This is a genomic window from Litoribacillus peritrichatus (assembly GCF_039537985.1).
Classification (GTDB): Bacteria; Pseudomonadota; Gammaproteobacteria; order Pseudomonadales; family Litoribrevibacteraceae; genus Litoribacillus; species Litoribacillus peritrichatus.
The window spans coordinates 142304-156416 of sequence record NZ_BAABBN010000012.1 but is presented as its reverse complement, the minus strand read 5'-3'; the positions used below and the strand labels follow the sequence as shown (position 1 = coordinate 156416).

Sequence of the window (14113 nt, the reverse complement as noted above, 5' to 3'; positions counted from 1 at the left end):
GGCAGAACATATCCAGATGTATTTGGATTCATGAAAAAATAAAGAGTAAATAATCAGTATGACCACAGGCAGTTCTTTTAAATTACTTTCATCGCGTGAAATCGATAGCTTGCATGTCACGCTTGAAACTTATGAGCACACCAAAACGGGTGCTCGCCATTATCACTTGGCGACTGAAAACAAAGAAAATGTCTTTTTGGTTGCACTGAAAACGGTACCAACGGATTCCACTGGGGTGGCTCATATCCTTGAGCATACATCCTTGTGTGGCAGTGAACGTTTCCCGGTTCGCGACCCGTTTTTTATGATGATCCGGCGCTCGCTGAACAGTTTCATGAATGCCTTTACCAGCAGTGACTGGACTGCGTACCCATTTGCTTCTCAGAACCGTAAAGATTTTGATAACTTATTGGAAGTGTATCTGGACGCCGTTTTCTTCGCGAATTTACATCCGCTTGATTTTGCTCAAGAAGGGTGTCGTGTTGAAGTCAAAGACCCTAAAAACCCCAAAGACAGTGAGCTGGAGTTTAAAGGGGTTGTATTTAATGAAATGAAAGGTGCGATGAGTTCTTCGGTCAGTCGCTTATGGCATACCATGAGTTCACACCTTTACCAAACAACGACGTATCACCACAACAGCGGTGGTGAACCTGAAAATATCCCAGACTTAACTTACGATGAGCTGAAGCTGTTCTACAAGAAACATTATCATCCGAGTAACGCTGTGTTTATGACGTTTGGCGATATTCCAGCGACAGAGCATCAGCAGAAGTTTGAAACCTTGGTGCTCTCCCGGTTTGATCGTAGCGAAGAAAGTATTCATGTGGGTTCAGAAACCCGCTTTACTCAGCCTGTGCATGTAGAGGGGACTTATGGTTCGGCTGATCCAAATGATCAGACATCCGTGGTCATCGGTTGGCTACTTGGTGCCTCAACAGACCTTGAAGAACTGCTTTCTGCGCAGTTTGTATCTAATTTGTTGTTGGATAACAGTTCGTCCCCATTAAGAAAATACCTTGAAACATCTAAGATTGCAGAAACGCCTTCGCCATTGTGTGGCCTGGAAGACAGCAATCAGGAAATGGCATTCTTATGCGGCATGGAAGGGATTGACCCCTCCAATGCTCAGCAGTTTGAATCAGAGGTGATGGCGCTGTTCGAGCGTTTGGCCGATCAGGGCGTGCCGCTTGAACAACAGGAAGCCGTGCTTCATCAGCTGGAAGTATCTCAGCGTGAAGTGGGTGGCGATGGTTATCCCTACGGTTTGCAATTGATTCTGTCCAGTTTGGCTGCCTCCATGCACGGGGTAAATCCGGCCGATATTTTGGATATTGATCCCGTGTTAACCGAGTTAAGAGAAAAGATTCAAGACCCGGATTACATTAAGGGATTGATTCGCCACTTCTTCCTGGACAATAAACATCGCGTTACCTTAACCATGAAGCCGAGCGAAGATGATTTATTGAGAGCCAAGCAGCTAGAAAAAGCCCGTCTGGCCGAGCTTAAATCCACCTTGAGTGACGATCAGCTGCAAGCGTTAATTGATACGGCCCAGCAGTTAAAGGAAAGGCAGGAACAGGAAGATGATATTTCGATTCTTCCGAAGGTGGAACTGTCGGACATTCATTCAGATATTCCGCGTCACGACCCAGAGGTCGATCCGGACATCGCTCTGAGTAGTTATGTCTGTGGTACGAACGGCATTGCTTATCATCAAGTGGTCTTCGATTTACCTGAGTTGAATGAAGAGGAGCAGAGTTGGTTATCACTTTATACCTCCATGATCACTGAGGTTGGATATGGTGAGTACGCCTACGATGAGGCGCAGCTTAGACAGTCTCAGACAGTAGGGAGCTTGTCTGCGTATTCATCGCTTATGGCTAACACTGGCTCCGAGTTCAGTGTTCAGGGGTATATTCACTTCTCGGGTAAAGCACTTAATACCAAAGTGGATGACTTTGTTAAACTGTTGAATCAAGTCGTTCATAATGCCCGTTTCGACGAAGCTGAGCGTGTTTGGGAACTGCTGCTTCAGATGAAGCACCGCAAACATCAATCGGTGACTGGCTCAGGTCATTCGTATGCGATGTTGGCGGCTTCAGCTGCCTGGAGTCCTCTGTCTGCTATTAATCATCGTCTAGGTGGTCTTACTGGCGTTCATCAGTTGATGGAAGATGTAAAAGACATATCTTGTCTTGAACGGGTATTGCCAATCCTTCAATCCATACACCAAAAAGTAATTGCCAGTCCGATGAGAATTGCGGCCATGTCTGACGGTCAAGGCTTGCCGTTATTACAGGAAGCGATTAAGTCTGAGTGGCAAGCAGGTTCCAACTTTAATCAAGGTGTGACAGACATTACGCTGAATGTTCAGCCTGCGTCGCGTAAGCAATTATGGGCGACCAATACGCAAGTGAACTTTGTTTCGCGGGCTTATAAGTCAGCAATGCATACAGATGATGATGCAGCGGCGCTGACGGTCTTATCCAGTGTGTTAAGAAACGGTTATCTGCATCGGGCCATCAGAGAGCAGGGTGGTGCTTATGGTGGTGGTGCCAGTCAAGACAGTGCCTCTGGCGTTTTCCGGTTCTATTCTTATCGTGATCCTCGTTTGGCAGAAACACTGGATGACTTCACAAAAGCTGTTGAATGGTTCTTATCGAAAGAGCACGGCTTCGAACCGATCGAAGAAGCGATTCTTGGGGTGATTGGTTCCATCGATAAGCCTGGTTCACCAGCAGGTGAAGCGCGCCAGGATTTCCATAATCGTTTAATGGGACGCTCTTACAAAGACAGACATGAATTTCGGGATCGTGTTTTGGCCATTGATGAAGCTGAGCTGAAGCGCGTGGCGAAAAAGTACTTGTTGGGTGCTGAGTATTCCGAAGCGGTGATTACCAGTGAAGAAAACGCCAAAGCACTGAATCAGGCTGAATGGGATGTGTTTACGGTCTGATTACGTTCATTAGCGTAAGTGACTTACTCTGCCTGATGAGCCGGGCAGAGTAAGTGACAGGTGTAAATCACTTTACGTCATTTTAATCCAAGTCGAACGAAGCCCACACTGGCGCATGATCTGAAGGCTTTTCCATGGCTCTGATGTCGTAATCCACATCGGCAGCGGTAAGTTTTGAACAAAGATTTTCTGTGGCCAGCAGAGTATCAATGCGCAAGCCTCGTTTGGGTTCGTCAGCAAAGCCTTTGCTGCGGTAATCAAACCAGCTGTATCTGTCGGTTGTGTCCGGGTGCAGAATTCGAAAAGTATCTTTGAATCCCCAGTCTTTTAAACGGTTGAACCACTCGCGCTCTTCCGGTTGAAATGAGCATTTTCCCGTTCTGAGCCAACGTTTACGGTTTGGTTCACCAATACCAATGTCTTTGTCTTCCGGTGAAATATTGAAGTCACCCATAACAATGATGTTTTGGTTTGTATTGAACTCGTTGTTAAGCTGATTCATCAAGTCCTTATAAAACTTACGTTTAGCGGGGAACTTAATGGGGTGATCAATGGCTTCTCCCTGCGGAAAGTAGCCGTTGCATACAAATACGCTTTCGCCGTTTTTGGCTTTGAATTCACCAATGATCCAGCGTTTTTGATCTTCCTCGGAATCACCAGGAAATCCTTTTTGGATGGAGATAGGGTCTTCTTTGTAAATCAGTGCGACGCCGTAGTGTGATTTTTGCCCGAAGTAGCTGACTTTGTATCCAAGTTCTTCAATCATAGAAACCGGAAATTGTGGATCGTCTACCTTAGTTTCCTGAAGGCCAATGACATCGGGCTGATGCGTGTCGATGAGCTCTTTGATTTGATGAGGACGGGCTCTTACGCCATTGATGTTGAATGAAATAACTTTCATGAATTAATAACTCAAAGGTGGTTGAACTGAATAGAGGCTACGAATGATGCAGGAATAATGACTGTGTGTTCAAGTGAAAGCGGTCAAAACATTTGAGTAATTCATGTTTCTGACTAAACGGTGCTGGCAACCCTGAGCTAGATTTTTTATGATGACGGACGATTGAAAAGACCACAGGAAGACGGTTTGAAACCACAAAATGCTGAAGCAGTGCGAACAGCGATTCCAAAAGAGCTCTCTCAACGCTTAATTAAAGAGGGGATTTTAATTCTCTTAATTGCGGTGTGCGCTTTTTTATTCATATCTCTGATTACTTACAATGTAACGGACCCGGGCTGGAGTACCTCTGCCACGCATGAAATCGTGACGAACTCCGGGGGGAAAGTTGGTGCACTGTTTGCCGATGTGTTGCTTTCTTTCTTCGGTTATATGGCGTATCTGTTGCCGTTAATCATCAGTTGGCGCGCGGTTAAAATAATCAAAGACAAACAATATGCTTTGATAAACCCTTTCATGTTTGTTTTGCGTTTCAGTGGTTTGGTGATTTTTCTTTTGTCGGGAGCCAGTCTTACAGCATTGCATTTCTATGTTTCTGAAAGCGTTTTGTTGCATGGTGCGGGGGGGATTGTCGGGCGCGCATTGTCTGATGCGTTGTTTGAACGATTTAATTTGCTGGGCTCAACGCTCATTCTGCTCTCACTGTTTTGTATCAGCACCACAATGTTTACAGGCGTTTCCTGGATTAAGTTTTTTGAAAACGTGGGTCGTTTCAGCCTGATGTTGGTCGGACTGTTTGTTCGGCAATCCAAGAGTGCGGCAAGTTATGGTAATTCTCGGTTGCAGGCGCGTGCAGCTAAGAAGTCTGATCATCAAAAAATACTTTCTGATCAGAAGCGTGAGCCGGTGATGATTTCTACTGTCCATGAAGAGGTAAGGGCGGAGCCTGCTATCGGCGATATAGAACGTATTGCTGATGTGGTTGAGCGTTCCAGTGCTAAGAAAGCTGCAGACTCTGCTCTGCGTAAAGAAGTAGCCCTTGAGTTACCTTATGATGAAGAACAGAACTCCCGACCTAAGAAAAACAAGGTCAGCCTGAAAGATAAATTACTGAATCGTAAAAACTCGAAAAAGAAAACAGACGATCTGGAAGACCTGCCAGTGCTGGAGGACTTTGTTAGCCCTGTACCGGCGCAAAGTGGCGGGGTTAAGGGGCAGGTTAAAGGTGCAGTAAAAACCGCGCCCGGTATTGGTGAGGATGAATCCAAAGCCCCTAAGATTACGCCACTGAAAACTGAGCAAAAACAAAGTGATCGAACCGAAAAAGAGAAACAGGGGAATTTGTTTCCGGCGGATACCGTCAGTTTGCCACCAATATCCTTATTAACACCGGCGGATAAAAACCAGGAAACCGGTTATTCACCAGAATCGCTCGAAGCCTTATCTCGTTTGATTGAACATAAACTCAAAGATTTTGGTGTCATTGCTGAAGTGGTGGAAGTGTGCCCTGGGCCAGTAATTACGCGATTTGAAATTCAGCCTGCGCCGGGTGTCAAGGCGTCTAAAATCTCGAACTTAGCACGTGACCTTGCTCGTTCAATGGCGGTGGTCAGCGTTCGTGTGGTCGAGGTGATCTCAGGAAAAACCGTTGTCGGCATTGAGATTCCTAATGAAAACCGTCAGATGGTGCGTTTAAGCGAAGTGTTAAGCTCGCAGCGCTTTGATGATTCCGCTTCTCCGCTGACACTAGGGCTGGGCAATGACATTGCAGGCGAGCCGGTGGTTGCTGATTTGGCGAAGATGCCTCACTTGCTGGTGGCTGGTACGACCGGTTCTGGTAAGTCAGTCGGTGTGAACTCCATGCTGGCCAGTATTTTGTTTAAGTCGACCCCAGATGAAGTTCGTTTGATTTTGATTGACCCGAAAATGTTGGAACTTTCCATTTATGATGGCATCCCGCATTTGCTTACGCCGGTCATTACCGACATGAAAGACGCTGCTAATGGTCTGCGTTGGTGTGTGGCTGAAATGGAACGTCGTTACAAGCTGATGTCCAAAATGGGGGTGCGAAATGTTGCGGGTTATAACAAGAAAGTAGCGGAAGCGATCGCGGCAGGCGAACCGATTCTTGACCCGATCTGGACGCCAGATGAACTTTCCTTAACGCCTGTAGACGAACAAGAGCAGCCGTATTTGGAAAAATTGCCGTTCATTGTGGTTGTGATTGACGAATTTGCTGACATGATGATGATTGTTGGTAAAAAAGTGGAAGAGTTGATCGCTCGAATTGCTCAAAAGGCGCGTGCAGCGGGTATTCACCTGATTCTGGCAACCCAGCGACCTTCTGTGGATGTGATAACCGGCCTGATTAAGGCCAATGTGCCAACCCGAATGGCGTTTCAGGTTTCCTCAAAAATTGATTCTCGTACGATTCTGGATCAGGGTGGGGCAGAACAGCTTTTAGGACACGGTGATATGTTGTACATGCCGCCGGGTTTAAATACATTAATGCGTGTTCATGGTGCCTTTATTGACGATGACGAAGTTCATGCCTTGGTTGAAGAATGGAAGCTGCGTGGTGAACCGGTTTATATCGATTCTGTGACCGTGGGTGTGGAAGAAGGCATGCTTCCGGGTGAAAAACCTGCAAATAACGGTGATGATGAATCAGACCCGCTATTTGATGAGGCGGTCGCTTTTGTCACAGAAACACGTAAAGCTTCTATTTCTTCCGTTCAACGAAAGTTGAAAGTCGGTTATAACCGCGCAGCCCGAATGATTGAAACGATGGAGGCTGCGGGTATTGTCTCTTCTATGGGCAGTAACGGCGGTCGTGAAGTATTAGCCCCGCCACCTCCGCCAAGATAGTTGTACGGAATGATTTTCAGATTGGATTGTCGAATGGCAATTAATTATTAATAAAACAGGATGTATTTGTGTATAGAGCGTTAGTGTCTTTTGTGGGTTTATTAGTTTTATTTACTTCTTTAAATGCGGCTGCAGATGGCGGTGATCGTTTGAAGTTTTTGCTGGATAAGATGAGTGCTTATTCGGCCGTGTTTGATCAAACCACGATGGATGGTAAAGGTTTTCAGTCTCAAAAAGGCAAGGGTGAGTTTGTGCTCAAGCAGCCGGGTCAATTCCGCTGGATGGTGAAAGAACCCTTCCCGCAAACGATTGTGTCGGATGGCAAATCGGTTTGGGTTTATGACCCAGACCTGGAGCAGGTTTCTATTGATTATCTGGATGAGCGTGCATCTAAAACTCCGGCGGTATTGTTGACTGGTTCCACCGAAGAAATTCGGAAGCATTATCGAATTTCTGCGAGTCGGGACAGTTTGAAAGAAACATTTGTATTAACACCCAAAGATGAAGGCAGTTTATTTACCTTGTTGTCGATGAACTTCGTTGATGAACAGTTGGTTGAGATGCAGATTGAAGACAGTTTGGGCCAATACACGAAAATAGTGTTCACTCATGTTCAAATTAATCCTGAACTGGCCAGCGATGCTTTCAGTGTTACTTATCCTGATTACGTGGATGTTCTGGATAATAGGGCGCAAGCCCAGTAACCCGGGCTGTTCTCTATGAGTGATTTATTTTCTGAGTCTGAACAGGCGTTAAGAGCCAGTTTTCAACCACTGGCCTCCCGTTGTCGTCCTTCCTCTTTAGATGGGTATATTGGCCAACAGCACTTGCTCGGTGAAGGCAAACCGCTTCGTAAAGCCATTTCCTCGAACCAACTGCACTCCATGTTGCTTTGGGGGCCTCCGGGTGTGGGTAAAACCACCCTGGCGCGAATCATTGCCAATAGCTGCAATGCCGAGTTCATCGAAATTTCAGCGGTGATGTCTGGCGTTAAGGAAATACGTGCTGCGGTAGACCAGGCGAAAATGCATTTATCTCAAGGCAAACGCACCTTGGTGTTTGTGGATGAGGTTCATCGGTTTAATAAAACCCAGCAAGATGCGTTTTTACCCTATGTCGAGGATGGCACCATTGTTTTTATTGGTGCGACCACTGAAAACCCGTCTTTTGAAGTGAATAACGCGCTTTTATCTCGGGCAAGAGTTTATCGTTTACAATCGCTGAACGATGCTGAGATAGAGCAGTTGATTACGCTTGCGGTCACGACCGACAAAGAGCTATCAGGCTTGAATGTAAATGTCTCTGATGAGGCGGTTGCTCTGCTGGCCGCGACTGCTATGGGCGATGCCAGAAGAGCTTATAACTTATTGGAAGTTTCTGTTCAGATTGCCCAGGCCAGTGATTCAGAGTTTGAAAATTCCAGGTTAATGATTTCGAAAGACATTGCTGAACTAGCATTAGCCAATGAAGTAAAACGGTTCGATAAGCAAGGCGATGCTTTTTACGATCAGATTTCAGCACTTCATAAGTCGGTACGCGGTTCTTCGGTGGATGGTGCCCTCTATTGGTTTTGCCGCATGCTGGATGGTGGTTGTGACCCTCTCTACATTGCTCGCAGAGTTGTGAGAATGGCCAGTGAAGAAATCGGCAATGCGGACCCAAGAGCTCTGGAGGTTTCGTTGAATGCCTGGCAGGTACAAGAGCGGTTGGGCAGCCCGGAAGGCGAGTTGGCCGTTGCTCAAGCCATAACTTACATCGCATCAGCACCTAAGAGCAATGCGGTTTATTCGGCTTACAATAAAATGAGGGCCATTGTTGCAGAGACTAAAGATTATGAAGTGCCTATGCACATTCGCAACGCACCCACCAAATTAATGAAAGATTCGGGCTTTGGCGATGGCTATCGCTATGCACACGATGAACCCAATGCCTATGCCGCAGGTGAAAATTATTTACCCGAAGCCTTGAAAGACTTAACCGTTTATCAACCTGTGGATCGTGGTCTTGAAAAAAAGATCAGTGAAAAACTTCAGTGGCTGAAGTCTCAGGATGAAGTGAGCAGTAAAAAACGATATGAATAAATGTTAATGAGAAACGCAATGGCCAGGAGGGCGTAGGTTCATGTTTAGCAATATGCTTTGGGTGTCTTTGGGGGCAATCATTGGCGCTAACGCCCGATACCTGGTATCCGTGCTGATGGTACAGTATTTGGGTAAGCCTGGTTATTTCGCCACCTTATCTGTGAACATAGTGGGATCGTTTTTGTTGGGCTTGGTGGCTGGCTTTATCCTTGGCAAACTGGATAATACTCACCACTATTGGTTTTTGATTGCGGTGGGTGGACTGGGTTCGTTCACCACTTTCTCGACTTTTTCACTGGATATGCTGTTTTTAATTCAACAACAGCAAGTTCTCTATTCAATTCTGTACGCTGCCGTGAGTATAATTGCAGGATTATTTTTTGTGTATTTAGGCTGGATGGTTTCCCGCCTGATTTAAGTAAGGACGTCTAAGTAGGCTGATCATGTTAGATCCAAAAGAACTTCGTAAGGACCCGGCACTCGTTGCTACCAAATTGGCAAAAAAATACTTTGAACTCGATCTTTCTAAATATGAAGAGCTAGAGTCTAAGCGCAAGTCTTTGCAGACTGAAACCGAATCCCTTCAGGCTGAGCGTAAGACACGTTCAAAAGAAATTGGTTTGGCCGCTCGGGAAGGCAAAGATATTGCTCCCTTGAAAGAAGCGGTTTCCGAACTGGGTGCAAAGCTGGACAGCAATAAAGAAGAGCTTCGTGTGGTTCAAGAAGAGTTTAATCACTTCCTGATGAGTATTCCAAACATCCCGAATGAATTGGTGCCAGAAGGCAAAGACGAAGACGAGAATGAGGAAATCCTTAAATGGGGCACACCTCGTGAGTTCGACTTTGAACCAAAAGACCACGTAGATGTAGGTGTAGGTACCGGTGGTTTGGATTTTGAATCTGGCACTAAAATCACGGGCTCTCGTTTCGCGGTAATGCGAGGCAAAATTGCCGGTTTACACCGTGCTTTAACTCAGTTCATGTTGAATACCCACCTGAACGAGCATGGCTACGAAGAAATCTACATTCCTTACATCGTTAATAGCGATAGCTTAAAAGGAACGGGTCAGCTGCCAAAGTTTGAAGAAGACTTATTTAAGTTGCGTGCGGATAACGAGTTTTATCTGACGCCAACAGCAGAAGTACCTGTAACCAACATGGCGCGCGATGAAATTCTTGAAGCCAAAGACCTGCCTCGCAAGTTTGCTTGCCACTCGCCTTGTTTCCGCAGTGAAGCCGGCAGCTATGGTCGTGACACGCGTGGCATGATCCGTCAGCACCAGTTTGAAAAGGTTGAACTGGTTCAGATGGTGAAGCCTGAAGATTCAGCGCAAGCGCTTGAAGAGTTAACTGGCCATGCAGAAAAGATTCTACAGCTGTTGAATCTGCCGTATCGTAAAGTTCGTCTGTGCGGTGGTGATTTAGGTTTCTCTGCTGCAATGACATATGACTTGGAAGTTTGGTTACCAGGTCAGCAGAAGTACCGTGAAATTTCATCTTGCAGTAATTGTGAAGATTTCCAGGGTCGTCGTATGCAGGCGCGTTACCGTAACCCTGAAACAAACAAACCTGAATTGCTTCACACTTTGAATGGTTCCGGTTTGGCCGTTGGTCGTACTTTGGTTGCTGTATTGGAAAACTATCAGAATGAAGATGGTTCTGTGACGGTACCAGACGTACTTCGTCCATACATGGGCGGCCTTGAAACAATCTCTGCGTGCTAATTTTTTAGAGACGAATGTTTTTAGAAACTGACGTTTTGTAGAGACGAATAGCAGCGAACCACTCGGAGCGCTGCTATTTTTATTAAGAACCTGTTTATTATACGGAGTCTTCACTCTGAGGTTCTGAATCTTGCCTATTTTGTTCGACTAAAGTAGTTCGACTGACGAATTGCCGTTTCGACTTTGTTGATCGAGGAAACTTCATGGAATTCCTGCCTTTATTTCACAAACTGTCTGATCATCCTTGTTTGGTTGTTGGTGGTGGTGTCATTGCCTCCCGTCGCGCTCATATTCTGCTCCAGGCGGGTGCCGATGTGACCGTGATTTCGCCTGAAATTGACAGCACACTTCAGGCGTCCGTTGATGACGATAAAATTAAATGGATTCGTTCGTTGTTTGATGTGGATGCGCTTGCGCCGATGCAGCCTAAGCTCAGGCTTATTGTTGCGGCGACAGATAATGACACTGTGAATCAAGTCGTCGCTGATTACGCAGCCGATCACAACATCCCGGTGAATGTCGCCAGTGATGCAAGCAAAGGGGACGTGATTTTTCCGTCCATTATTGATCGCTCACCGGTGATTGCAGCCGTGGCCAGTGGTTCGAAATCTCCGGTGATCAGCCGTTTGTTGCGCGGCACCATTGAAGCCGCTTTGCCAGCTCATATCGGTAAGTTGACCGATTTGGCAGGAGAGTACCGCGCTAAAGTGAAATCCGTTATTGGTGATATGAACCGTCGTCGGGCTTTTTGGGAGCGTTTTTTCCAAGGCCCAGCGGGTGCTGCTGCGTTAGCGAATGACAGTGATACAGCGCGTTCAATGCTTGAGGAATCACTGGAAAACTTTGATGCCGACAAACATCCCGGTGAAGTGTATTTGATTGGAGCAGGCCCGGGAGACCCGGATTTGCTGACGCTAAAAGCGCTTCGCCTGATTCAGCAAGCGGACGTGGTTTTTTATGATCGGCTGGTTTCTAAGCCTATTTTGGATCTTTGTCGCCGGGACGCCAAGTTGGTGGACGTGGGCAAAGCCCGCAGTAACCACACCGTGCCTCAGGATCAAATTAACCTTAAATTGGTTGAGTTTGCTCAAAAAGGGCATCGCGTGTTACGTTTGAAAGGCGGCGACCCGTTCATTTTTGGTCGTGGTGGTGAAGAACTGGAAGAACTGGCCAAAAGCGATGTGCCTTTCCAGATCGTACCGGGAATTACGGCGGCATCGGGTTGTGCTGCTTATTCCGGGATTCCATTAACGCACAGGGATTATTCGCAGTCCGTTCGCTTTATTACCGGCCACTTGAAAAACAACACCTGTGATTTGCCTTGGCATGAATATGCGCATGAAAACCAGACACTGGTTTTCTATATGGGGCTGGTCGGACTTCCTCTCATCTGTAACAGCTTGATTGAGCATGGGATGAAGGCTGAGATGCCGATAGCATTGGTACAGAAGGGCACCACGCCTGAACAGCGTGTGCTAGTGGGAACACTGGAAACTATGCCTGAGCTTGTGAAGCAAAATGAAATTAAAGCCCCAACACTGATCATTATTGGTGAAGTGGTCAATCTTCACGATAAATTGGCTTGGTATCGTTCTGCTGAATAACAAGTCTACATAAACCCCATAAAAGACGAGGCACGTTAACGCCTCGTTTTTTGTCCCCCTCCGATTTAGACCGACTTGATTTAAATCGACTCAATCGCGGCTTTTAATTGCACTAATGAATGCGCTGAGTTTTGTTCAATTTTCTTTTTAGCGTAGAGCGCATTGGCGGCCACCAGAGCAAAGTTAGGCAACGTATATTTAAGGGTTCGCTCAAACTCGGTTTGGCGTTCTGAGGTAGCACTGACTCGGTAAATCAATGAGATAACGCTGCCATTGGTGAGGTTTTCTGCCTTCGCAGACCATTCCTGGCCGGGTTGATAGTCGGTTATGTTCCACTTTAAATCGTTCGGACCAATCGGCGTTTCGATCTTCTCCGTAAACGTATCACCTGCATGCAAAGCGCTTAATTGAATTGTGTTTGAACTAGAGGCGCTATTATTAGTGGCTCCTGTCTGAGAGGTTACCACGTGCTTGGATGAAGGGTGCCATTTCGGCCAATGGTTCACGTCACCTGCGTAATTCAACGCCTCATAGCCGGGTTTGTTAATGACGATTTTATTTACGACGGTTGTGGTTACGGGGAACGACCATAGTGCATAGATAAAACCCAGCATTAAGGGCAGTCTAATGGCTTCGAACGGGATCAACTTGGTTTTATTTTCGAGTAAATGGGTGGCAACGATGACGCCCGATACTAAGATCAATGCGCCTGCGATTTTATAGAGCGCATCCAGTTGTGGAGATAAGAAAATGAACATGGTGCCTGCAAGAAAGGTCAGAAGGGTGGAAAAGCCCGCGTAAACTTTCTTCGGCAAGGTTGAATAAGGGTCGTACTTGGGGCGATTCGCTGTGCCTTCTTTTTGTAGGTGATGATTTACATCGACGCAATCCGCCGGACGCCAGCCCGTCGGTTTAAACCAGACTGCGATTTTATCGGACATTTTTTTCGTTGCGATGGTGTCGTGAAATAGGTTGTGCCAGTGGCGAAAGTTCAGTTTAAGCGGGCTCAGGGTATTAGGGACGTTGGTGGTGCCGTAATGGCACGCTTCTTCTCGTAACTCGGGCTGCCAGGAACCAAAGAAGCGATCCCATATCACCAGTGTGCCGCCGTAGTTACGATCTATGTACATCGGATTTTTAGCGTGATGAACGCGATGGCTTGACGGAGTAGATAAGATACCCTCAATGAATGGCACGCGATCTATGCCTTGGGTATGAATCCAGAACTGGTAAGCCTTCAGAATTAAGAATTGGCCGAGATACACTTCCGGCGGGCAACCGAGCACGGCTAACGGTAGGTAGAAGACCCAAGAGAAAGCGTACTGGAACGCGCTTTGACGAACCGCCGTTGTGTAGTTGAATTCCTCGCCTTGGTGATGGCCTTCGTGGGCACCCCATAAGATATTGCGTTCATGGGCGATTCGGTGGAACCAGTAATAACAAAAATCCACACCAAAGAAGAAGACCACCCAAGTCACAAGGCTAGCCGAACTGAATTCGAGTACTCGGTAATTTTCCCAAACCCAGATAAATACACCAAAGGTGAAGACTTTCAGGAGGGCTTCAGAAATAAGCAGACAAGCGCCCATCGAACCACTCGTCACTGAATCACTGTAAGTGTGCAGGTTTCTACCTTTCAACTTTAACGCAATGTACTCAAACAACATGAAGATAAGAAACAGAGGGATACCTACGGCCCCAAAATTGTATTCAAATTCCACGATATACCACCTCTTATTATTTATGCGAATGCTCAGGTTTATTAGTTCTCAGATTAATTAGTTATAAGTGGCCAGTGTGGAACGATGGCGAATCAATGTCTTTGACGTTTTACGATTAAAACTGGATCTATGCGATTGTTTTTTGTGGGTCATGTAGGCGTAAATTAATAATTGATGTTTAATGAATGATCGCTCGGTTACTTATATCTTTAGTGCAGTTGTGGAATGTCAGTAATAGAGAGCTGAACCAGTAATTTTTCC

At 46.3% G+C, this 14113-nt stretch carries 9 protein-coding genes; 7 read left to right on the top strand and 2 right to left on the bottom strand.

The annotated features are described in order from the left end of the window. Nucleotides 1-58: 58 nt before the first annotated feature. Nucleotides 59-2956 (top strand): insulinase family protein, encoded by a 2898-nt coding sequence (locus tag ABD744_RS17135; protein ID WP_344799774.1) that lies wholly within the window; start codon nucleotides 59-61, stop codon nucleotides 2954-2956. Nucleotides 2957-3038: 82 nt separating this feature from the next. On the opposite strand, the gene xthA is transcribed toward ABD744_RS17135, so the two are convergent. Next, nucleotides 3039-3857: an exodeoxyribonuclease III gene (gene xthA, locus ABD744_RS17130; protein WP_344799773.1), complete on the bottom strand. Its 819-nt coding sequence runs from the start codon at nucleotides 3855-3857 to the stop codon at nucleotides 3039-3041. A gap of 186 nt (nucleotides 3858-4043) precedes the next feature. Between xthA and ABD744_RS17125 the strand changes: the two genes are divergently transcribed. The 6 genes from ABD744_RS17125 to cysG all read left to right on the top strand — a co-directional run bounded on the left by ABD744_RS17125 (nucleotide 4044) and on the right by cysG (nucleotide 12131). Continuing rightward, nucleotides 4044-6722, top strand: coding sequence for a DNA translocase FtsK 4TM domain-containing protein (locus ABD744_RS17125; RefSeq protein WP_344799772.1), 2679 nt, complete (start codon nucleotides 4044-4046; stop codon nucleotides 6720-6722). A 68-nt stretch (nucleotides 6723-6790) separates the two neighbouring features. Continuing rightward, a complete protein-coding gene (gene lolA / locus ABD744_RS17120; protein WP_344799771.1) occupies nucleotides 6791-7426 on the top strand; it encodes an outer membrane lipoprotein periplasmic chaperone LolA in 636 nt (211 codons plus the stop codon). A 15-nt stretch (nucleotides 7427-7441) separates the two neighbouring features. Continuing rightward, complete coding sequence (locus ABD744_RS17115; protein WP_344799770.1) at nucleotides 7442-8803, top strand: replication-associated recombination protein A; 1362 nt, start codon at nucleotides 7442-7444, stop codon at nucleotides 8801-8803. Between the two features lie 40 nt (nucleotides 8804-8843). Next, entirely contained in the window at nucleotides 8844-9221 is a 378-nt protein-coding gene (crcB, locus tag ABD744_RS17110; RefSeq protein ID WP_344799769.1) for a fluoride efflux transporter CrcB, read from the top strand. A 25-nt stretch (nucleotides 9222-9246) separates the two neighbouring features. After that, nucleotides 9247-10527: a serine--tRNA ligase gene (gene serS / locus ABD744_RS17105; protein WP_344799768.1), complete on the top strand. Its 1281-nt coding sequence runs from the start codon at nucleotides 9247-9249 to the stop codon at nucleotides 10525-10527. 203 nt (nucleotides 10528-10730) lie between these two features. Further along, nucleotides 10731-12131, top strand: coding sequence for a siroheme synthase CysG (gene cysG / locus ABD744_RS17100; RefSeq protein WP_344799767.1), 1401 nt, complete (start codon nucleotides 10731-10733; stop codon nucleotides 12129-12131). An 80-nt stretch (nucleotides 12132-12211) separates the two neighbouring features. Here cysG and ABD744_RS17095 read toward each other — a convergent pair whose 3' ends face one another. Next, entirely contained in the window at nucleotides 12212-13852 is a 1641-nt protein-coding gene (locus ABD744_RS17095; protein ID WP_344799766.1) for a sterol desaturase family protein, read from the bottom strand. Nucleotides 13853-14113: the final 261 nt, after the last annotated feature.

What these genes read in the sequence shown, in the direction of transcription:
- ABD744_RS17135 (WP_344799774.1), top strand. Translation starts at nt 59, where the DNA reads ATGACCACAGGCAGTTCTTTTAAATTACTTTCATCGCGTGAAATCGAT.
- xthA (WP_344799773.1), bottom strand. Translation starts at nt 3,857, where the DNA reads ATGAAAGTTATTTCATTCAACATCAATGGCGTAAGAGCCCGTCCTCAT.
- ABD744_RS17115 (WP_344799770.1), top strand. Translation starts at nt 7,442, where the DNA reads ATGAGTGATTTATTTTCTGAGTCTGAACAGGCGTTAAGAGCCAGTTTT.
- crcB (WP_344799769.1), top strand. Translation starts at nt 8,844, where the DNA reads ATGTTTAGCAATATGCTTTGGGTGTCTTTGGGGGCAATCATTGGCGCT.
- serS (WP_344799768.1), top strand. Translation starts at nt 9,247, where the DNA reads ATGTTAGATCCAAAAGAACTTCGTAAGGACCCGGCACTCGTTGCTACC.
- cysG (WP_344799767.1), top strand. Translation starts at nt 10,731, where the DNA reads ATGGAATTCCTGCCTTTATTTCACAAACTGTCTGATCATCCTTGTTTG.